The 20,439-nt window shown below is 65.6% G+C and carries 23 protein-coding genes; 10 read left to right on the plus strand and 13 right to left on the minus strand.

Features of this window, described 5'->3' with window-relative positions:
- Positions 1-24: 24 nt before the first annotated feature.
- Positions 25-279 (plus strand): DUF6457 domain-containing protein, encoded by a 255-nt coding sequence (locus BST13_RS39945; protein ID WP_083169121.1) that lies wholly within the window; start codon positions 25-27, stop codon positions 277-279.
- Between the two features lie 8 nt (positions 280-287).
- On the opposite strand, the gene BST13_RS31530 is transcribed toward BST13_RS39945, so the two are convergent.
- From BST13_RS31530 to BST13_RS31540, 3 genes are read right to left on the minus strand one after another with little or no spacing between them, the layout of a single operon-like run.
- On the minus strand, positions 288-1,271 hold the full coding sequence (locus BST13_RS31530) for an AAA family ATPase (RefSeq protein ID WP_083169123.1): 984 nt from the start codon (positions 1,269-1,271) through the stop codon (positions 288-290).
- A gap of 5 nt (positions 1,272-1,276) precedes the next feature.
- Positions 1,277-1,702, minus strand: a complete 426-nt coding sequence (locus BST13_RS31535; RefSeq protein WP_083169124.1) for a ribulose bisphosphate carboxylase small subunit — start codon at positions 1,700-1,702, stop codon at positions 1,277-1,279.
- A gap of 31 nt (positions 1,703-1,733) precedes the next feature.
- Entirely contained in the window at positions 1,734-3,203 is a 1,470-nt protein-coding gene (locus tag BST13_RS31540; RefSeq protein WP_083169126.1) for a form I ribulose bisphosphate carboxylase large subunit, read from the minus strand.
- Between the two features lie 108 nt (positions 3,204-3,311).
- On the opposite strand from BST13_RS31540, the gene BST13_RS31545 reads away from it, so the two are divergent.
- Positions 3,312-4,220 (plus strand): LysR family transcriptional regulator, encoded by a 909-nt coding sequence (locus BST13_RS31545; protein WP_083169127.1) that lies wholly within the window; start codon positions 3,312-3,314, stop codon positions 4,218-4,220.
- A gap of 35 nt (positions 4,221-4,255) precedes the next feature.
- The gene (locus tag BST13_RS31550; protein WP_083169166.1) at positions 4,256-5,251 is read left to right on the plus strand and encodes a class I fructose-bisphosphate aldolase; all 996 of its coding nucleotides are present in this window, start codon (positions 4,256-4,258) and stop codon (positions 5,249-5,251) included.
- Here BST13_RS31550 and BST13_RS31555 read toward each other — a convergent pair.
- Together BST13_RS31555 and BST13_RS31560 are read right to left on the minus strand one after the other, a co-directional pair.
- Positions 5,248-6,441 (minus strand): GAF domain-containing sensor histidine kinase, encoded by a 1,194-nt coding sequence (locus BST13_RS31555; RefSeq protein ID WP_083169129.1) that lies wholly within the window; start codon positions 6,439-6,441, stop codon positions 5,248-5,250. The genes BST13_RS31550 and BST13_RS31555 overlap by 4 nt on opposite strands.
- Positions 6,438-7,115 (minus strand): response regulator, encoded by a 678-nt coding sequence (locus tag BST13_RS31560; RefSeq protein ID WP_083169130.1) that lies wholly within the window; start codon positions 7,113-7,115, stop codon positions 6,438-6,440. Before BST13_RS31560 ends, BST13_RS31555 begins: the two co-directional genes overlap by 4 nt.
- A gap of 153 nt (positions 7,116-7,268) precedes the next feature.
- On the opposite strand from BST13_RS31560, the gene rpe reads away from it, so the two are divergent.
- The 3 genes from rpe to BST13_RS31575 are packed head-to-tail and all read left to right on the plus strand — an operon-like array spanning position 7,269 to position 10,587.
- Positions 7,269-7,958, plus strand: a complete 690-nt coding sequence (gene rpe, locus BST13_RS31565; protein WP_083169132.1) for a ribulose-phosphate 3-epimerase — start codon at positions 7,269-7,271, stop codon at positions 7,956-7,958.
- On the plus strand, positions 7,955-9,886 hold the full coding sequence (gene tkt, locus BST13_RS31570; RefSeq protein WP_083169133.1) for a transketolase: 1,932 nt from the start codon (positions 7,955-7,957) through the stop codon (positions 9,884-9,886). The genes rpe and tkt overlap by 4 nt, the downstream gene beginning before the upstream one ends.
- Positions 9,883-10,587: an HAD family hydrolase gene (locus tag BST13_RS31575; RefSeq protein WP_083169135.1), complete on the plus strand. Its 705-nt coding sequence runs from the start codon at positions 9,883-9,885 to the stop codon at positions 10,585-10,587. Before tkt ends, BST13_RS31575 begins: the two co-directional genes overlap by 4 nt.
- A gap of 344 nt (positions 10,588-10,931) precedes the next feature.
- On the opposite strand, the gene BST13_RS31580 is transcribed toward BST13_RS31575, so the two are convergent.
- From BST13_RS31580 to BST13_RS31595, 4 genes are read right to left on the minus strand one after another with little or no spacing between them, the layout of a single operon-like run.
- The gene (locus BST13_RS31580; RefSeq protein ID WP_245839882.1) at positions 10,932-12,158 is read right to left on the minus strand and encodes a phosphoglycerate kinase; all 1,227 of its coding nucleotides are present in this window, start codon (positions 12,156-12,158) and stop codon (positions 10,932-10,934) included.
- Positions 12,155-13,162, minus strand: a complete 1,008-nt coding sequence (gap, locus tag BST13_RS31585) for a type I glyceraldehyde-3-phosphate dehydrogenase (RefSeq protein WP_083169136.1) — start codon at positions 13,160-13,162, stop codon at positions 12,155-12,157. Before gap ends, BST13_RS31580 begins: the two co-directional genes overlap by 4 nt.
- A 54-nt stretch (positions 13,163-13,216) precedes the next feature.
- The gene (locus BST13_RS31590; protein ID WP_083169138.1) at positions 13,217-14,092 is read right to left on the minus strand and encodes a phosphoribulokinase; all 876 of its coding nucleotides are present in this window, start codon (positions 14,090-14,092) and stop codon (positions 13,217-13,219) included.
- Positions 14,093-14,103: 11 nt separating this feature from the next.
- Positions 14,104-15,180 (minus strand): class 1 fructose-bisphosphatase, encoded by a 1,077-nt coding sequence (locus BST13_RS31595; protein WP_083169139.1) that lies wholly within the window; start codon positions 15,178-15,180, stop codon positions 14,104-14,106.
- Positions 15,181-15,356: 176 nt separating this feature from the next.
- Here BST13_RS31595 and BST13_RS31600 point away from each other — a divergent pair, with 176 nt between their 5' ends.
- On the plus strand, positions 15,357-16,400 hold the full coding sequence (locus BST13_RS31600) for an HAD-IIA family hydrolase (protein WP_083169141.1): 1,044 nt from the start codon (positions 15,357-15,359) through the stop codon (positions 16,398-16,400).
- A gap of 37 nt (positions 16,401-16,437) precedes the next feature.
- Here BST13_RS31600 and BST13_RS31605 read toward each other — a convergent pair whose 3' ends face one another.
- The 3 genes from BST13_RS31605 to BST13_RS38815 all read right to left on the minus strand — a co-directional run bounded on the left by BST13_RS31605 (position 16,438) and on the right by BST13_RS38815 (position 17,840).
- Positions 16,438-16,743, minus strand: coding sequence for a hypothetical protein (locus tag BST13_RS31605; RefSeq protein WP_083169170.1), 306 nt, complete (start codon positions 16,741-16,743; stop codon positions 16,438-16,440).
- Positions 16,744-16,849: 106 nt separating this feature from the next.
- On the minus strand, positions 16,850-17,518 hold the full coding sequence (locus BST13_RS31610; RefSeq protein ID WP_083169143.1) for a GNAT family N-acetyltransferase: 669 nt from the start codon (positions 17,516-17,518) through the stop codon (positions 16,850-16,852).
- 142 nt (positions 17,519-17,660) lie between these two features.
- Positions 17,661-17,840, minus strand: a complete 180-nt coding sequence (locus BST13_RS38815; RefSeq protein ID WP_142282880.1) for a hypothetical protein — start codon at positions 17,838-17,840, stop codon at positions 17,661-17,663.
- 195 nt (positions 17,841-18,035) lie between these two features.
- On the opposite strand from BST13_RS38815, the gene BST13_RS31615 reads away from it, so the two are divergent.
- Complete coding sequence (locus BST13_RS31615) at positions 18,036-19,151, plus strand: helix-turn-helix transcriptional regulator (RefSeq protein WP_083169144.1); 1,116 nt, start codon at positions 18,036-18,038, stop codon at positions 19,149-19,151.
- A gap of 16 nt (positions 19,152-19,167) precedes the next feature.
- Here the strand turns inward: BST13_RS31615 and BST13_RS31620 are convergent, their stop codons facing one another.
- Positions 19,168-19,635 carry a P-loop NTPase family protein gene (locus BST13_RS31620; RefSeq protein WP_095533789.1) on the minus strand — a complete coding sequence of 156 codons (468 nt, stop codon included), beginning with the start codon at positions 19,633-19,635 and terminating at the stop codon, positions 19,168-19,170.
- 89 nt (positions 19,636-19,724) lie between these two features.
- Between BST13_RS31620 and BST13_RS31625 the strand changes: the two genes are divergently transcribed.
- Both BST13_RS31625 and BST13_RS39950 read left to right on the plus strand, forming a co-directional pair.
- Positions 19,725-20,222 carry a class I SAM-dependent methyltransferase gene (locus BST13_RS31625; protein ID WP_245839883.1) on the plus strand — a complete coding sequence of 166 codons (498 nt, stop codon included), beginning with the start codon at positions 19,725-19,727 and terminating at the stop codon, positions 20,220-20,222.
- Positions 20,203-20,352, plus strand: coding sequence for a hypothetical protein (locus tag BST13_RS39950; RefSeq protein WP_245839884.1), 150 nt, complete (start codon positions 20,203-20,205; stop codon positions 20,350-20,352). The genes BST13_RS31625 and BST13_RS39950 overlap by 20 nt, the downstream gene beginning before the upstream one ends.
- Positions 20,353-20,439 lie beyond the last annotated feature (87 nt).

The raw sequence follows: 20,439 nt of genomic DNA on the forward strand, positions 1-20,439 counted from the left end.
CCAGACCTACCGGAGGGGCCAGTTATGAGCACGCTGGAGCAATGGCTGGTCGCCGCCAAGGCCGAGCTGGGGATCGACATCGAGGTCGACGTCGATGAATTGCTGGACATGACCAAGGAGGTCGCCCACAACGTGGCACGTCCCGCGGCCCCGCTCACCGCGTTCCTGGTCGGCTACGCCGCCGCCCGGGCCGGTGGCGGCCCGGCGGCGGTGGTCGCGGCAAGCCGCAAGGCGGCCGCGCTGGCCGCACGGCAGGGCGGCTCGACCGACGGCGATTAGATCGCGCCTCAGCCGTTCGATTCCTCGGCGAACACACTGCTGCCGTAGATGTCCTCGGCTGTGAGCGTGACGAGGTCCTGCTTGCCCAGCGGCCGGTCCAGGGAGACCAATCGACGAGCCTGACGCAGCCGGCAGCGCTCGATGGCGTTGCGGACGCTGCGGGCGTTGGAGAATCGCGGTTGTTCCATCCGACGCGTGAGGTATTCGGCGAACGCCTGCCGGGCGTTGTCCTCGAACTGGAAACCCTCCGCGGCCAGCATGAGATCGGCGATGTGCATCAGCTCCTCGTGGTTGTAATCCTCGAAGGCGATGTGATGGGGCACGCGCGAACTCAAGCCTGGATTCGCCGAGAAGAACGTGGCCATCCGGTCGGGATAGCCGGCAAAGATGACCACGAGGTCGCCTCGTTCGTTCTCCATTTCCGTCAGCAGGATCTCGATGGCCTCCTGTCCGTAGTCGCGCTCGTTCTCGGGGCGGAACAGGAAGTACGCCTCGTCGACGAACAGCACTCCTCCGGCAGCCCGGGCGAGGGCCTCCTTGGTCTTCGGCGCGGTGTGCCCGATGAACTGGCCGACCAGATCGTCGCGCGTGACCGCGTGGACGCGCGGCGCCCTGATGTATCCGAGCGCATGCAAGATGGCCGCCATCCTCATGGCGACCGTGGTCTTGCCGGTGCCCGGGCCGCCCGTGAAGCTCATGTGCAGGGTGGGTTTGGATGTCACCAAACCGAATTGGCGCCTCGCCCGGTCGACCTGCAACAGGGAGGCGATCTCCCGGACGCGTCGCTTGACCGGCGTCAGGCCGATCAACTCGGCGTCGAGCGCGGCCAGGGTCGCCGAGACCCTGGCCGCCGCCTCGTCCGCCGACAGGTCGAGCACCGCGTCGTCGTCAAGGATCGCCGGCTCGGTGACCGGCTCCTCGGTTTCCGTCGTGGCGTTCGCCGGACCGTTGGTCGACGGCCGGTGGTACCCGAATCCTTTCGGCTTCTCCATTGAGATCACTCGCCTGGGTACCGCTGGCCTGCAGGCCTGGTCGTCGCGTACGACTTGACCGCGTAACGCTGGGTACGGTCAGGTCCCTCGATGCGTTCCAGCAGGAAGCCGGGTTCCTCGGGCGGAGTCTGGACCAGGAACGACATCGCCGTGGACTGTCGGCCCAGGCTCGCGTCGTAGGCCAGCACCCGGATGTAGTGATTCGGGAACGCGGCCCGGCATTCGTTTATCGGTGCCACGACACCGTCGGGCTCGGCCAGGTCGAACATCGGCAAGCCGAACATCTCCCAGTAGATGTTGCGTGGATGCGGATCGTCGGTGTATTCGATCGACACCGGCCATCCGTTGTCCAGCGCGTAACGGACTTGCGCGGCGATCTCCTCGTCGGTGAGATCGGGCAGGTAGGAAAAGGTCCCGTACCGGAGTTTCATGATTGCTCCCTTTGTTGGATGGTGGGTTCGGTTACGACGGGGTGGCCGTTGGCACGAAATCGGGCGCGTCGGTGCTGGTGTAGTCGAAGGTCACGTCGCCCCAGGTGGACAGGGCGGCCTCCAGGGGCTGGCAGTGCTTGGCGGCGTTGCGGAGCACTCCTGGCCCCTCCTTCAACAGGTCGCGACCTTCGTTGCGGGCCTTGACCATTGCCTCAAGGGCAACCCGGTTGGCCTCTGCGCCGGCAGCGATTCCGTAGGGGTGACCGATAGTGCCGCCACCGAACTGCAGGATCACGTCGTCGCCGAACAGGTCGAGCAGTTGGTGCATCTGGCCGGCGTGGATGCCGCCTGAGGCCACCGGCATCACGCCCGGCATGGAAGCCCAGTCCTGGTCGAAGAAGATGCCGTTCTGCAGGTTCGTCGGCACCTTGTTCTCACGGAGGGTGTCGTAGAAGCCGCGGGTGGTGGCGGGGTCACCTTCGAGCTTGCCGACGACGGTGCCTGCGTGCACGTGGTCGACGCCCATGAGCCGAACCCATTTGGAGATCACCCGGAAGCTGACGCCGTGGGACTTCTGCCGGGTGTAAGTCGAGTGACCGGCGCGGTGCAGATGCAACAGCACCCCGTTGTTACGGGCCCAGTAGGCCATCGACTGGATGGCGGTGTACCCGATCGTGAGGTCGATCATCACGATCACCGAGCCGAGTTCCTTTGCGAATTCCGCTCGTTCGTACATCTCTTCCATCGAGCCCGCGGTGACGTTGAGGTAATGCCCCTTGCTCTCGCCCGTCTCGGCCATCGCCTTGTTGACGCCTTCCATCGCGAACAGGAAGCGGTCACGCCACCGCATGAAGGGCTGCGAGTTGATGTTCTCGTCGTCCTTGGTGAAGTCGAGCCCACCCTTGCAGGCCTCGTAGATCACCCGGCCGTAGTTGCGGGCCGACAAACCCAGCTTCGGCTTGATCGTCGCGCCCAGCAGTGGGCGACCATACTTGTTGAGATACTCGCGCTCCATCACGATCCCGTGCGCCGGGCCCTGGAAGGTCTTGGTGTAGGCAACCGGAATCCGCATGTCCTCCAAGCGAAGTGCCTTGAGAGGCTTGAACCCGAACACGTTGCCGATGATCGATGAGGTCAGGTTGGCGATGGACCGCTCTTCGAACAGATCGATGTCATAGGCGATGTAGGCGAAATACTCGCCGGGACGTCCCGGCACCTCGTCCACCCGGTACGCCTTGGCCTGGTAGTGCGTGTTCGCGGTGAGCCGGTCGGTCCAGACCACAGTCCATGTCGCAGTGGATGATTCGCCGGCAACCGCGGCCGCGGCCTCGATCGGGTCGACTCCATCCTGCGGAGTCACCCTGAACACCGCGAGTACATCGGTGTCCTTGGGGACGTAGTCCGGATTCCAGTAGCCCATCCCGGCGTAGCTCTGCACACCCGGATCCCAGCGCTCCTTGGCCTCGGTGCCGGTGTCTGCACCGTTCTCGGTGATCGTCATGGCGTTGCATCCTTTCCGTTTCAATCGGCGGTCGAAACAAAGTCTGCGGGCCAAATAGATCAACTACAATTGAAACTATTCTGATTACTGATAAAGGATCATTTAACGATGCCTGGCCTGGATCTCCCCGCGGCGGCCACCTGGGGTCGGCTGACGACGTTCCTGGCGGTCTACGAGACCGGAAGCGTGCGCGCGGCTGCCGATCAACTGCACGTCACACCGCCCGCGGTCTCGGCGGCAATCGCTGCCCTGGACGCGGCGTTGGGCACACCGCTGTTCGGCAAGTCGGGTCGCGGCATCATCCCCACCGACGCCGGGGAGACCTTCGCCGGCTATGTACGCAAGATGCTCGGCCTGCTCGCCGAAGCCGCTGGCGCCGTGCGTGATGCCGATCGGGGGCGCGTCCGTATCGGTGCCGTGGCCACCGCCAGCGAGTACGTCCTTCCCCCGTTGATGGCATCGTTCATCGACGAGCACCCGCACGTCGAACTCTCCCTGTCGGTGCTGCCCCGCGACGAGCTGTTCGCGCGCGCCCGTGACCACGCTGTCGACCTGGTACTGGCCGGCCGACCGCCGCGACTGTCCGGACTCGTGACGAATGCGCGGCGGCCCAACCGCCTTGTGCTCGTCGGCCGGCCGGGCTTGAAAACAGATCCGTTGACCGCGACGTGGTTGCTCACCGGTCTGGGGTCGGGCACCCGGGACACCGCGCTGTCATTGCTCACCCGGCTGCAGGCGTCGCCGCCGTTGCTCACGCTCGGCACCTCGGGCGCGGTGGTGGCCGCCGCCTGCCAGGGCCTGGGCGTCACGTTGGTGCACGAGGCGGCGGTACGCGCGCAACTCGACTCGGGCGAGCTCGTGTCGTACACCGTTCCCGGCACACCGATGGACCGCCCGTGGCAGTTGTGCACGACGTCGGAGCCGACCTCGGCGACCCGGCTGTTCCTGGCACATGTGTGCGACCCAGGCCGGGTTGGCGCGGCGGCGTTTCACACCCGGCATCGCCCTCAGGGGTGAGTACGTCGAATTGCGTCAGGCACATGCTCGTTGCCATGACGACCACTCTTCGCACCGACCAGTCCCACCTCAGCCGGATCGCGGTGCAGATGACCAGCGGCGGTCGTGGCATCCTGGCCGCCGACGAATCGATCAAGACCATGTCGGCCCGGCTCGAAGGTGAAGGCATCGCGGCCAGCGCCACCTCCCGCCGCGACTATCGCGAGCTGCTGCTCACCGCTGCGGGTCTCTCGGAGTCTGTCAGCGGAATCATCCTGTGTGACGAGACATTCGGTCAGCAGCTCGCCGACGGCCGCGACTTCCCCACCGCCGCAAGCCAACTCGGCATCCTGCCCGGTATCAAAGTCGACACCGGCACCAAACCTCTTCCGGGGCAAGCATGTGCGCTCATCACCGAGGGACTGGACGGGCTCGGCGACCGGCTCGCGTCCTATGCCGAGCGCGGAGCAGCTTTCGCCAAGTGGCGAGCCGTCTTCGACGTGAACACCGTCACGCCGTACGGCGCACGAGCCAACGGGCATGCGCTGGCCCGCTACGCAGCGCTGTGCCAGGACCATGGGATCGTCCCGATCGTCGAACCGGAAGTCCTCTGCAACGGTGACCACGACTTGGCAGCATCCGAGCGCGCATCACGAATGGCGTTGGGATCACTGTTCGACGAACTCGACCAGGCGGGAGTCGACCTGACCGGCATCGTGCTAAAGCCGAACTTTGTCACACCCGGCCTGGACGCCACACCTGTTGCGGCAACGACCGTCGCCGCAACGACGTTCAACGTGCTGCGTGCCACCGTGCCCGCAGCGGTGCCCGGCATCGCGTTCCTGTCCGGCGGCCACCGAACGGCGGACGTGTGCGCATTCCTGCACGAACTGCACGAAATCCCCGACCGCCCTTGGGATGTCACATTCTCGTTCGGCCGGGCACTGGTCAGCGCAGCACTGCACACGTGGGCCGGGTCCCCCGCCAATGTTCGCGCCGCCCAGGACGTGCTGCTCGCCAACTGCGCCGAGGCAGCAAGCGCGGCCCGCTAGATCGGCAGCTCGACCAATACGATCGTGCCCCGGTCCGGGCCGGACTCGACCCGTAGCGATGCCTCGATGATGGCGCAACGCTCGGCTATCGAGCTCATGCCGAAGTGCTGCGCCCCGCCGGCGTCTCCCGCCCGCGCGGCACGGCGTTCCGCCGGGTCGAAACCCTTCCCGTCGTCGCTGCAGCCGAGCACGATCGAGTCGCCAACCCGGCGCAGCGACAGCACGATCCGCTCGGCTTCGGCGTGCTTGATCGCATTGGCCAAAGCCTCTTGCGCGATGCGGTACAGCGCGGCAGCGGCATGGTCAGGGATGTCCTCGACTCCGGCGGCGGGGTCGACGTGCACTTCGATCGACGGACCGCTCTCCCCGGCCACGTTCTGGACCAGCGACTCGATTGCGGCGACGAGACCGAGGTCGTCGAGCACCAGGCTGTGCAGGCCCGAGATCGCCGCCCGGGTCTGGTTGTAGGCGAGGTCGGCGAGCTCGCGGGCATTGACCAGTTCGGCTCGGGCACGCTCGAAGTTCTGTTTACGCGCCGGGTCGTCCGAATCGTCGCGGGCGGCAAGCGCCGAGACGGTGAGATCCGCCGACGAAAGGTGAAATGCCATGGAGGCGAGCGCGGTAGTGACGCCGTCGTGCAGATCGAACGCGATCCTGCGTCGCTCGGCCTCCTGAGCCGACACCGCCTGCCGGATGAGCCGGTCGCGTTCGGTGCTGTGATGGTTGACCGCCCGCCACAACTGCTCGGCGTGCAGGCCCAACCCGAGCACCGGTGCAACCGTCTCCGCAGTGGCAAGATCGGACTCGTCGAACGGATAATGCGGGCTGCGGTGGGCGGTCAGCACACCGACGATGTTGTTGCTCAGACCCCGAAGCGGCACACACAACCGCGCCACGGTCTGCGTCGACGAATCCAGGCCCATCAGCCGGCGGTGCAGCTCATTGCGCGGCGAATCGGCCCGCAGCATCACCGGGTCGCCGGTCCGCGCCACCATGCCGGTGACCCCGAAGCCGATGGGCAGCGTCAGCGTCTCCGCCGCCGGGTGCTCCGGCCAGATGTCGACGACCGTGAGGTCCTGGTCGTTGAGGGCGAAGATCAGCACGCCGCGGGCGTCGAGTCGCTCGACCAAGTCCGCCGCGGTGGGTACCGCCGCGTTGGGCGAGGTTGTGCGTGCGGGCCCGCTGGTCAACGAAACAGCCCTTCCCGCAATGCAACAGCGATTGCGCCGCTCCGGTCGGCCACCCCGAGCTTGCGGTACAGCCCACGGATATGGGTCTTGACGGTGTCCTCGCTCACCACGAGCTTGCTTGCGACCGCCTTGTTGGAGTGCCCGGAAACCAAGAGCTCCAGCACTTCCGACTCGCGCTGGGTGAGACCCAGGTGCACACCCGACCAGAACTCCCCGCGATTCAAGTGCGCCGCGGACAGCGCCACCCGGCCGGCCAACCCTTGGTCGACGACGATCTCCCCTTCCCGGATCCGACGCAGGTGGCTGACGAGCTCCTGGCCGTCGATCCGCTTGAGGATGTAACCCGAGGCACCCACGCGCAAGGCCTGATAGAGGTAATGCTCGTCGTCGTACACCGTGAGCAGCACGACCTTGGTGTCCGGGTACTGCGTGGTGATCTGGCGGCACAGATCCAGGCCACTCTCCTTCCCGATGCGGATGTCCGACATCACGACATCGGGTTTCTCCTCTGCGACCATCCTCAGCGCCACTGCACCCGCGGTCGCCTGCCCCACGATCACGACCTCGTCAGGAAAGTGGCCGAGCATGGTGTCGAGACCATGCAGAACCATCTCGTGGTCGTCGACGAGCACGAGACGCAACGGCGCCGCAGGAGCCGGATGTGCCACCAGCATGTCTTCAGCGTACGGCGAGCGAACGCGCGCATCGGGGCATCAACAGCACTTTTGCCGAATTTCACCCGCCGCTCCACCCGGGCGGGTGAGTGTCCGCGGGGCCCGCCGCGGTCGGATGAACTACGCACGCTTCTCGTCAGAAAGGTCACGACCATGCAGCCGCTCATCGTGCCTTCGGTGTTACCTGCCGACTTCTCGCGTCTCGGCGATGAGGTCGCCGAACTGTGCGATGCGGGCGTAGACCGCATCCAGTGGGATGTCATGGATGGCGTCTTCGTCCCCAATCTCACCTTCGGCCCAGATGTCATCGCAGCATGCCGGCCACACAGCACCGTGGGGTTCGAAGCTCACCTCATGGTGGTCAATCCCGATGAGCTGCTGGGGCGCTACGTCGACGCGGGATGCGAACTCGTCATCGTTCACGCCGAAGCGTGCACGCATCTGCACCGCACGCTCGCGCGCATCCGCCAACTCGGGGCGCGCAGTGGGGTCTCCCTCAACCCGCACACCCCCGCCGAGGTGGTTGAGCACGTGCTCGACGAGACGGACATGGTGCTGGCCATGACCGTCAACCCGGGTTTCGGCGGCCAGAAGTACATCGCCGCAGTGGAGCCGAAGGTCGCCAAGATCCGGCGCATGATCGACGAATCCGGTCTGGACATCGAGCTCGAGGTGGACGGCGGCATCACCGACAAGACCATCGCGGGGGCGGCCGCCGCGGGCGCTGACGTGTTCATCTCGGGCTCCTGGATGTATGCGTACCCGGACGGAAAGGCCGCGGCCGTCAAACAATTGCGCGCCATCGCTTTCGAGAACGCACCCAACGGAGAGGCAGCCCGATGACTGACGTTTTGCACTCCACCTTTGTGCCGTCGGTCGAAACCGACCGGCTGGCCGTCGACACGCTGCGCTTCCTGGCGGCAGATATGGTGCAGGCCGCCAACTCCGGACACCCCGGCATGCCGATGGGCGCCGCTCCGATGGCCTGGACCTTGTGGAGCAGGCACCTGCGCCATGACCCGGCCGCACCGGACTGGGCGGACCGCGACCGCTTCGTGCTGTCGGCCGGGCACGGCTCGGCGCTGCTGTACGGGCTGCTGCACATCTTCGGCTATGACCTGCCCGAGTCCGAGTTGCGCAACTTCCGTCAACTCGGCTCCCGCACACCCGGTCATCCCGAGTTCGGGCACACCCCGGGCGTCGAATGCACGACCGGACCGTTGGGTCAGGGCCTGGCAATGGCCGTGGGTATGGCGCTGGCCGAACGCATGGAACAGGCCCGCTACCCCGAGATCACCGATCACCACACCTACGCGATCGTGGGTGACGGGTGCCTAATGGAAGGAATCAGCCACGAGGCCGCGTCGTTCGCCGGGCATCTCGGTCTCGGACGGCTGGTTGTCCTGTGGGATGACAACGCGATCACGATCGACGGCAGCGTCGATCGCTCCTGCAGTGACGACCAGCTGACCCGGTTCGCGGCGTACGGATGGCACACCCAAGCCGTGCTCGACGGCACCGATGTCGCCGCGATCGACCAGGCGCTCACCCTCGCCAAGGCCGATCCGCGGCCCAGCTTCATCGCTGTGCGCACCGTGATCGGCAGCGGCGCCCCCGGGGTGGAAGGCACATCGAAAGCGCACGGATCGCCGCTGGGCGAGCAATTGCTCGCGCGAGCCAAAGAGCTTGCAGGGTGGGGTTTTCCACCGTTCAGCGTGCCGACGCCGGTACGGATTGCCTGCGCCAAGCTGGCCGAGATCGGCGCTGCCGAGCACGCCGCCTGGGATGAGGAATTCGCCAACTTCGAGGCTGCTTCCCCGCAGCGGGCCGCCGAGTACATCCGGGCCCGCGAACGGAGACTGCCGGGTGGCCTGCCCGACGTGTTGCAACGCATCTCGGGCGAGAAACCCCGGGCCACCCGGCAGTCCTCCCCGGCGTGCCTGAACGTCGCGCGCGAGTTGATGCCCGAATTGGTCGGCGGGTCAGCGGACTTGGCCGGGTCCACCGGCACCGCGTGTGGCGACGTGGTCTCCCGCGACGATTACTCCAGGAGCGCAATCGCGTTCGGAATCCGTGAATTCGGCATGGCCGCAATCCTCAACGGCATCAGCCTGCACGGCGGCTTCCGGGTTTTCGGCAGTACGTTCCTGGTGTTCGCGGATTACCTGCGGCCCGCACTACGGTTGTCGGCGTTGATGGGTCAACCGGTCATCTACATCTTCACCCACGACTCGATCGCCGTGGGTGAAGACGGTCCGACGCATCAACCCGTCGCGCATATCGAGTCGTTGCGCATCATTCCGGGGCTGCAGGTGCTGCGGCCGGCCGATGACCGCGAGACGGCGCAGGCCTGGCTGCACGCGCTGGAACGCACCGACGGCCCGACAGCGCTCATCCTGTCGCGCCAGGCACTTCCGCAACTGAACCCCGACCGCTTCGACGGGGACGGGGCCGTGTCGGTCGAGATCGTGGCCACCGGCTCGGAGGTGTCGCTGGCCGCGCAGGTCGCCGATGACCTGCGGGCCGACGGATACGGCGTCCGCGTGGTGTCGGCACTCGACCGCTCGCACTACACGCCGGATCCGTCCGCGACCACCGTCAGCATCGAGGCCGGCAGTACCGACGGCTGGAAGGGGCTCGTCGACCTCGCCATCGGCATCGACGGGTTCGGCCACAGCGGCCCTGGCGACGAAGTCATGGCCCACCACGGCTTCACCGGGCAGGGTCTGCTTGCCCGGCTCCGCGCGCACCTCTCCGAACACGACACGTGAACCGTCTCGACGCCGTCATCTTCGACGTCGACGGCACCCTCGTCGACAGCGAACGGGACGGCCACCGCGTCGCCTTCAACGAGGCATTCGAGGAGGCCGGGCTTTCCGACTACTGGGATGTCGACACCTACGGGCGACTGGTGAAGATCACCGGCGGCGCACGGCGGTTGGCACACTGGTTCGAGGAGCGTGGGCGCAACCCCGACGAGGCGCGCGAGCTTGCGGGCAGGCTGCACACACGCAAGACGCAGATTATGCGCAGGCTCATCGCCGACGGCCGAGTGCAACCCCGGCCCGGGGCGCGCGAACTCATCGACGAGCTCGATGCGGCCGGGGTGCAGATCCACGTGGCGACCACCGGAACCCGCGCGTGGGTCGGGCCGCTCCTCGACCACGCGTTCGGCCCCGACAGGTTTCGCACGGTGATCACCGGAACCGAGGTGGCCGATCTCAAACCGAGCCCGGCCGCCTACCTGGAGGTGTTGCGCCGCACCGGATGTGATCGCGAGCGCACGGTCGCGATCGAGGATTCCGCGAACGGTGTGCACGCGGCGGTCGCCGCCGGTTTGCGTTGCCTCGCGGCCCGCAACCCGTACACCCGCGACGACGACCTGTCCGGCGCGGTGCTGATCGCTGACGGGCTCGACGACCCACCACTGCTCGAGTGGGTCCGCAGCCGGGTGCCGACGCGCTTGGTCTGAAGTTTGCGGTCACCATGTAGCTGTTGCAATCTCGGCGGTGTTGCCGCCCCGACGGTGGCGAGGTTGTCACACCATTATCGTGCCTGGCTATCAGTGAAACCGTCGCTGGTCAGGTGCGCTGGACTGAATTCGTCTCCACGAGTGTGAACTGGCTGCGAAATCCGGCGCTCAGACTCGCAGAGGATTCACGCTCGCGGTAGGCAGTGGGTGTCGCGGTGCTTACGTCTCGGATTGCAGCCACTGGGTGACTGCAATCCTCGGCATAACGTGTGGTTAGGACAAAGTGCGACAACGGCTTCGACGCCTGCCGGCGGGCCCACCGTCGCCGCTCGCTGCGGGCCTGATTACCCGGCGTGCGCCGCGTTGTGCGATGTCAGCACGTCGACACCGGGAAGTTTCTTTCCCTCAAGGTATTCCAGCGAGGCTCCGCCGCCGGTCGAGATGTGCCCGAATGCCGAGTCGGCGAACCCGAGCCGCCGCACGGCCGCGGCCGAGTCGCCACCGCCGACCACCGACAGCCCGTCAACCTCGCTGAGCGCCCGCGCGACTGCACGGGTACCGCGGGCGAATGCGTCGAATTCGAACACCCCCATCGGCCCGTTCCAGAAGACCGTCTTGGCGTCCGCGAGCGCGGCGGCGAACATACGTGCCGTGCGCGGTCCGATGTCCAGTCCCATCGCATCGGCCGGAATAGCATCTGCGTTCACCGCCCACGCGACCGCGTCGGCCGCGAACCGCTGTGCCACCATTATGTCGACCGGCAGCAGCAATTCGACACCGATCTCGCGGGCTCTGTCGATGTAGGTGCGGCAGGTGTCGATCTGATCGGGCTCGAGCAGGCTGGTGCCGACGCAGAACCCCTGTGCAGCAAGGAATGTGTACGCCATCCCGCCGCCGATCAGCAACTTGTTCGCCCGCTGCAGCAGATTGTCGATCACCGCGAGCTTGTCGGAAACCTTCGATCCACCCAGCACAACGACGTACGGCTTCGCCGGCTCGCCGGTCAGCTGCTCAAGTACCGCGAGCTCCGACGCCACCAGGCCGCCCATCGCCGACGGCAGACAGCGCGCAACGTCGTACACCGACGCCTGCTTGCGGTGCACCACACCGAACCCATCACTGACGAAAGCATCAGCGAGCGCAGCGAGTTGCGTGGCGAACGCCATCCGGGTGCCGTCGTCTTTCGCGGTCTCCGCGGCGTTGAACCGAACGTTTTCCAGCAGCGCGATCCCGCCGTCGGCCAGGCCCAGCACGGTGTTACACGCGGATTCGCCGACGGTGTCGGTGGCGAAGCTGACGGGTCGACCGAGCAACTTGCTCATGCGCTCAGCCACGGGGCGCAGCGAATACCTCGCCTCAGGCGCCCCCTGCGGTCTGCCGAGATGCGCCATCACGACGACACGTGCGCCCTGCGCGGAAAGCCGCTCGATGGTCGGCAGGCCGGCCCGGATCCGGCCGTCGTCGGTGATCGTCCCGCTCTCGTCAAGCGGCACATTGAGATCCGAACGCACCAGCACAGTCCGCCCCCGCAGGCCACCCAACTCGGCCGCCAAGTCCGCGATCTCACTCACAGCGAGCGCCCGACGTAGGCGACGAGATCGGCCAGTCGGTTGGAGTAACCCCACTCGTTGTCATACCAGCCGACCACCTTGACCATATTGCCGATCACTTTGGTCAATGGCGCGTCGAAGATGCACGATGCGGGGTCGGTCACGATGTCCGAGGACACTATCGGTGCGGTCGAATAACGTAGGTAGCCTTTGAGATCACCGTCGGCGGCCGCCTCGACGATCGAGTTGACCTCCTCGACCGTGGTGTCGCGCGGCGCCTCGAAGGTCAGGTCGGTGGCCGAACCGGTGGGCACGGGTACTCGGATCGCGTAGCCATCGAGTTTGCCCTTCAATTCAGGGAGTACGAGGCCGATGGCCTTGGCAGCGCCGGTCGAGGTGGGCACGACGTTGAGTGCGGCCGCGCGGGCCCGGCGCAGATCCTTGTGCAGGTTGTCCTGCAGGTTCTGATCGGCGGTGTAGGCGTGGATCGTGGTCATCAGACCCTTGACGATGCCGAGTCCGTCGTTGAGCGCCTTGGCCATCGGCGCCAGACAGTTCGTGGTGCAGGAGGCGTTGGAGATCACCGTGTCCGTCTGCGGATCGTATTGCTGCTGATTGACGCCCATCACCACGGTCACGTCGTCGCGCGTCGCCGGAGCGGATATGACCACCTTCTTCGCACCACCGGAATCGACATGTGCCCTTGCCTTTTCGGCGTCGGTGAAGAACCCGGTGGACTCGACGACGATCTCCACGCCGAGGTCCTTCCACGGCAGGTCGGCCGGATCGCGTTCGGCGAGCGCGACGATCGGCCTGCCGCCGACCTCGATCGCGTCGCCGGTTGCGGTCACATCGGCGTCGAGCCGACCCAGGATCGAGTCGAACTTGAGCAGGTGCGCCAGTGTGGTGTTGTCGGTGAGGTCGTTGACGGCGACGATCTCGATGTCGGCGCCCGACGCACGCACGGCACGGTAGAAGTTGCGGCCGATCCGGCCGAAGCCATTGATTCCGACACGGACTGTCACGTCAGCTCTCCTCTGCGGTTATCTGATTGCTTCCCGGCGCTTTTCGACGTTCCGTCACTGCGCTTTGTTGCGACGCTCGAGAAGCCGCCACAGCATCGGAGTGAAAATCAGCTGCATCGCCAGATCCATCTTTCCGCCAGGGCAGACGATGGTGTTCGGGCGCGACATGAACGAGTCGTGCAGCATCGACAGCAGGTAGGGGAAGTCGATGCCCCGTGGGTCGGCGAAGCGGATGACGAGCATCGACTCGTCGGCCGATGGAATCGTCCTGGCGATGAACGGGTTTGACGTGTCCACCACGGGCACCCGTTGGAAGTTGACATGGGTCCGCGAGAACTGCGGGCACATGTAGTGCACGTAATCGTCCATTCGGCGCAGGATCGTCTCCGTCACCGCCTCGGTCGAGTAGCCGCGTTTGGCCTTGTCGCGGTGCAACTTCTGGGTCCACTCCAGGTTGATCACGGGAACGACGCCGATGAGCAGGTCGGCGTATTGGGCGACGTCGACCTTCTCGGTCACCACCGCGCCGTGCAGCCCCTCGTAGAAGAGCAGGTCGGTGCCGGCCGGAATGTCCTCCCAGGATGTGAACGTCCCGGGTGGCTGGCCGTAGGGTGCCGCCTCCTGATCGTCGTGCAGATACTTGCGCACCTTTCCGCTACCGGTCTCGCCGTACACGCGAAACAGTGCCTCCAATTCTTCGAAAAGGTTTGCGTCGGCGCCGAAGTGGCTGAAGGTGTGATCGCCCTCGTTCAGAGCCCGGGCCATCTCCTGCTTCATGCCTGCACGGTCGTAGCGGTGGAAGCTGTCACCTTCGACGAATGCGGCGTTGACGTCCTCGCGCCGGAAGATCTGCTCGAAGGTTCGCATGACCGAGGTGGTGCCTGCGCCCGAGGAACCGGTGACGACAACGACGGGGTGCTTGGCGGACATGTGTGTTCTCCTCAGTTGCTGGCGCGGTATAGCCCACGCATGCCGTACAGCGGGTGCCAGTGCTCGATGGGCTCGGGTGGCAATTCGACGTGATAGCTGACAATCCGTTCGACCTCGTCGCGGCTGCCGAATATGAAGGGCACCCGCTGATGCAGGTCGGTGGGCTGGACATCGAGGATGCGTTCCCGCCCGGTCGAGGCGAGGCCGCCGGCCTGCTCGACAAGGAATGCGATGGGGTTTGCCTCGTACAGCAACCGAAGCCGCCCTCGCTTCTTTGGATCCTTGGAGTCTTTGGGATACAGGAACACGCCGCCCCGTGTGAAGATGCGGTGCGCCTCGGCCACCAGGGAGGCGACCCAGCGCATGTTGAAATCCTTTGTCCGGGGCCCGGCCACACCCGCCAGGCACTCCTCGACATACTTTTGCACCGCAGGTTCCCAGAACCGCTGATTCGACGCGTTGATCGCAAATTCTGTGGTGCCGCTGGGTATCTCGATGGACGGACGGGTGAGGAAGAACTCGCCCAGGCACGGGTCCAGCGTGAACCCGTGCACCCCAGTTCCGACCGTGAGGACGAGGACGGTGGACGGGCCGAACAGCGCATAGCCCGCCGCCACTTGTCTGCCTCCCGGTTGCAGGAAGTCGTCCACCTCGGCGTCCTGCCCAGGCGTCGGCGCACGCAGGATCGAGAAGATGCTGCCGACTGAGACATTCACGTCGATGTTCGAAGAGCCGTCCAGCGGGTCGAAGGTGAGCAGGTACTTTCCCCGGGGATACTGCGCCGGGATATGGTATGGATCGTCGAGCTCTTCGGAAGCCATCCCGGCAAGCTGACCGCCGAACTCGTTGGCGCGCAGGAATATATCGTTGGCCACGACGTCGAGCTTCTGCTGCTGCTCGCCTTGGACGTTGACGGCACCGGCCTTGCCGATGACACCGGAGAGCGCTCCCGAGGCGATGCGTTGGGAGATCGCCTTGCACGCCAACGCGACATCGTGGATCAGCGCGTTGAGCTCTCCGCTCGACCGGGGATGACGCCGACGCTCCTCGATGAGGAACTGCGTCAGCGTCGAACGCTCGGTTAGCATTTCACCACTCCTCAGGCGTCGTCGGTATGCGTTGAGCACACCAGCGACACCCCGCGGCAACCTCCTCCCGAGGGGTGACCGCAGGGGTGGTTGCACATGGCTGCGGCGCTGGGTCACCCCCGGCTTCATCCCCACAGGGGAACCGCGCGTCCCTATGCGCTGCTTAGCGTCGGTGGGTGTACCGAACCTTGCCTTCCGAGCCCACGCTGAGATCTGGGCTCATCGCGCAGTACCTCGGAGTGATCTGCGACCTCGACGGTGTGGTCTACCGCGGTGCGACACCGGTATCCGGCTCGGTCGAAACGCTGAATCACCTTACTGCCGAAGACATTGCGATCGTCTTCGCGACCAACAACGCCTCGCGCCCAGCGCACGCGGTCGGCGAGCATCTACGCGAACTCGGTCTCGGATCGCAGGGATGGGAGGTGGTCACCAGTTCGCAGGCCGCCGCAGCGTATCTCGCCGACCGACTGCCCACACGAACCCCGGTGTTCGCGGTCGGCGGGCCCGGGGTCCCGCACGCGCTCACTCAGGCCGGCCTGCTCCCCGTCGGTATTTCAGAGTTGCCGGACGCCCCCGTCGCTGCGGTGGTCCAGGGCCTCGGAATCGACGTGACCTGGCGCGAATTGGCGGAGGTCGGCTATCAGGTCCAGCGTGGCGCGATGTGGGTCGCGACCAACCTCGACCTCATGCTGCCGACAGCACGCGGGCCCGCACCGGGCAACGGTGCGTTGGTCGCGACCGTGCAGTCCGCCACGGCGGCGACACCACACGTAGTCGGCAAGCCCGCTGCGGACCTATATGAGCTGGCCCGGAACCTGCTGAAGATCGAGCACACAGAGACTCTCGTGTGCGGCGACCGCTTGGACACCGATATCGCGGGCGCGAACGCGGCAGGGATGGATTCGCTGTTGGTCCTCAGCGGAGCGTCGAGCTTGCGAGATCTCGCGTTCGCCGCTCCCGCGGCACGCCCGACGTATGTCGCCGCGAGCCTGACCGGGCTGCTCCAACCAGGGCTACACCTGCATGAAGCGCCGCAGCTGTCCGTGGCGCTCACCTCCGCAGGCATCCTGAACGCCGACGCGGACCGTGAGCGGCTGTTGCAGTCGGTCGTGACGACCGCATGGGCCGCACTCGACGCCGGCGACGAGGTCATCGCCGACACCGACTGGTGGCTACGCCTTGAGGAACACCTTTGCCTGACCGGCGCCACAGGCTGACCGGAGCCGAGCCGGTCAGCCCGCCGTCGGGTGGGGTTTAGTTACCCCACCCGCGCTGGCCGTCCCAGCCGCCGCAGATGCCGTTGAGGCAGCCGTGGCCCCAACCACCCTGGGCAGGGTTCCAGCCGCCGCAGCCCTGCCAGCCGGGGCCGCTGTCGCAACCGCCGCCGCCCCCGGCATCACCCCCGCCGACCGGGTCGGCGAGCACTACTTGATTCGTTCCATTCGGGTCGGTCAATGAGGCCGGCGCATCAGCGAGGAGCATGGCCGTCGGTGCGGCGGCGATGGCCGCTGCGGCTCCCGCTACGAATACTGTTCCCGCGAGTTTTCGTATGGTTAGCATGCCTCCATACTCCTCCCCTGTGAGCTCCCTGCCAAGGAATCTGTGAGCACGGACACCGATTTCCGGCGAAAGCACAGGTCAGGAGTGTGGACTGAGAAGAACTTTTTCAGGCCGGCGGGACAACCCCCGGGGCACGGACAACCATGGGGACGGCCGGGAAGTACGAGGCCATCTCCGAGCGCGATTTGCGCAGCGCCGCAGTGCCGTACCCGCGCTTACGGAAATCGGGGTGGATCCAAATCCGGACGTTCACCTCACCGCCGCTGAGCTCGCCGAAGACCATGCCGACCTTCTCCGCACCTTCGACCGCCACGAACCACGCGGCCTCATCGGCATCCACCCGAGCCAGCGCCGACCGGATCTCGTCGTCGATATCGGCAGCAGGTGCGCCGGACCCGTCGCCGGACGCGCCGACGTCGGCCGTGCGGGCCTCGAAGATGTCTCGGTCGGTAGCCGCCGAGAAGGGCCTGAGCACCAACGTCTCGCCGGAGCTCGCCGGACGTTCCTGCGCGGTGAACGTCAGCTGGCTGTTCAGATCATCGAGCTCGGCGGCGATCTGCCTGCGCGATTCCTTGGTGATCCGGTCGAAGGACAACCCGACGACGGCATCGGCGGCGGCATGCGATGTGTTGAGCAATGTCGCAACAGCGTCGACCGCGGTCTTGCGGTCGTCGGCCTCGACGATCACATCAAGCAGTTCGTGTCGGCGGTTGAGTGCGTTGAGCAGAGCGTCAGCAATCTCACGCCGCGCGGCGGCCTTGTCGTGATCGGTCATGCAGGAGAGCCTAGAGCAGCTCAGTCCGGGCTGCGACGAGTTCACATCGGCTCGACAAGGTTGGCAGCAACCTCACCGGAGGAAAACGGCCGAATTGCACGCCATTCGGGTTATTTGTGTTCGGAAAGTTGTATGCGGAAATTCATGGATGATCCATTTCCCGCGACAACAGTGCCGACTCGAAATAGATGCGCCTGGACGCGCGGCCGCGCGATTCATGGCGCGCATGGTCGTGGCTGTCGTGGGGAAGCTGTTCCGACGGCGGTTCATGAAGCAGGTCGTTCATCATGTCCGCTGGCCTGTACGGAATCGTGAGGATCACGGCTACCCCCTTCGCTGGCACCGTATCGGGCAACTCCGCCGCGGCGTCACGCTCGCCGGAGGATCATCAGAAAACCATTCCGAATATTCCTGGAGCATCGACCAAATGGATGATTTCGCTTAGGATTTTCGGCAGCGCTGAATAATTGACGGGACGCACGATGTCGGCTTCGCTGCCTGAACGGGAACCCGCACCATGGTCACGCTCGAGGATTTCTCGCGACTCGTAGCGGGCATCTACGCCGCGGCCGCCACACCTGAGCGCTGGCAGACAGCCATCGGCGACATTCACCGGACCATCGGAGGCAACGGCGGGGCGCTGGTGACCGCGGAGAACGCGATCTGGATCATCCAGGACGCTGTCCTCCCGGCCGGCGCCGCAGCAAGTTACACCGAGCATTATGGACGGCTGGACTACCCGCTGGCCGCGGTGGCGAACGGCCCCGTCGGGATCATCCGATCGGGAGCGGAACTCATTACAACTCAACGGCATTCAGAGTTCTACACCGACTGGATGCACCCCAACGGTCTGGAAGACGGTCTGCTGGTGCGACTCAGTGCAGGCCCGCGTCCCAGCTGCTTCATACTGCACACCTCCGTCGCCTCCGAACGCTTCGACACTGTCGAGCGGGTACAGGTTTTCGGTGGTCTCGTCCGGCATCTGCAGCAAGCGCTGCGCACACAGCACCACATCGACGGCTTGACCCACACCGGCGCCGACCTGTCCGCCGCATTGGACACCGTCGGAAACGGCATCCTGGTGATCGGAGCCGATCGACGCGTGCTGAGCCTCAACGGCGCCGCCGAGCAGATCGTGCGGGTTGCTGACGGGCTGTCCCTCATCCAGGGGCACCTCACCGCCGCCAGCCGGCACGCCGAGCAGGCGCTGGGGCTTGCGCTGTACGCCGCGCTCGACGGCGACGCCAACGGCGTCCGACACGGAAACTCACTGATCTGCGAGCGCCCTTCGGGTGCAAGGTCATTCGTCATTCACGTGCTACCCCTGCACACCTTGGAAGAGCCGGGCCGCCCCCGGGCAATGGTCGTGCTCATCAATCCCGCTCGCGAACCGGAACCCAGCGCCGCGCTCCTGCAGCAACTGTTCCACCTCACCCCGACCGAGGCAGAGATCGCATTGCGGGTGTCACGTGGTGCCGACCCCAAAACGCTCGCCGAGGAGCTTTCAGTCTCCCTTCCGACTGTGCGAACCCATCTGCGTCGAATCTTCGACAAGACCGGAACACACCGACAGGCAGACCTGGTGCGACTGATACTCACCCTGCATCCGTTCACCTCGGTTCCGGAGTCCTGACGAGTATGAAACCTCTTCACCCTTGCGCTCTCTCAGCGATTGCGGCGAGGGCATCGACAACGTGATCGAGCGGTTGAGTGGTGTCGATCTCGTGCGTGGCGGCGGAGCGCAACAGTGGCTCGGTCTCAGCGATGTCTCGCGCGATCCGAGACTGCTCAACAGCGCTCTTGCCGAAGTCGTTTCCGGTACGGGTACCTAGGCGATCGAAGATCACGGCCGGCGGGGCGCTCAGCAGGACGACGGCATCGAATCTGGCATAGAACATGCCCTGATTGGCCACGGTGCCTTGCACGAACAACGGACGAAGACGCGGTCGGCGCAGCAACTCGTCAATGAGCGGTTCATGCCACAGCGGCTCGCCGTCGACGACGTGGATCCAATGCCCATAGTCGGTGTCCACTGTGTCGAAACCGCGTAGGGCAAGTTCCGCGAGGGCCGCCGACTTGCCCACCCCCGACATTCCGGTGACGAGTACCGCAGCCATCGGCGATCCAGAACTCACCCCACCACCACTACCAGGTCCTCGCCGCCTGCAAGGACATCCGGCTACTGTCGGAGGCTAGTGTCGGAACAGTGTACGACCAGTACGAGCTGATCGCCGACGAGTACGCACGACACTTCACCGACGAGTTCGACGTCAGACCGTTCGACCGCAGCCTGGTGCAGTCGTTCGCCGAGCTGGTACTGCGATCGGGCGGCCAGGCCGCACTGGACGTTGGTTGCGGACCAGGTCAGGCCGCCGCCGAACTCACCCGGTTGGGCCTCAGCGCCGAGGGCATCGACGGGTCACCTGCCATGATTTCCATTGCCCGCGAGCGGTATCCGCAGATTCCGTTCCAGGTGGCTGATATGCGTGAGTTGCCGTACCGCGACGGCACCTTCTCGGCAGTGTCTGCGTGGTATTCGATCATCCACACTCCCGCCGATGAGCTTGCGGACCTGTTCGCGGAGTTCCGCCGGGTCCTCACCGACCCGGGCTGGTTGCTTTTGGGATTTCCAAACTGGTGCTCCTCCTTTGTCTTTCGACGAAGCCTTCGGACACGCGGTCTCGATGACCTTCCTGCGACATGACACCGCCACCGTGCGCGACGCATTGGCCGCCGCCGGGTTCACCGGGTATGCCACAGCCACCCGTGAGCGCCAACCGCAGCTCAAGGAGACAGCTGACCAGGCGTTCGTCATCGCCGCAGTCGCTGCCTGATCACGCTGGCGGACAGTCTGTTTCGTCGTCGTCTTGGTTGTCGGTGAAGTATTGCTGGGGGTGGTGGTAGGTGTTGATGCGGGATTG

The organism is Mycobacterium aquaticum, assembly GCF_002086485.1.
Classification (GTDB): domain Bacteria; phylum Actinomycetota; class Actinomycetes; order Mycobacteriales; family Mycobacteriaceae; genus Mycobacterium; species Mycobacterium aquaticum.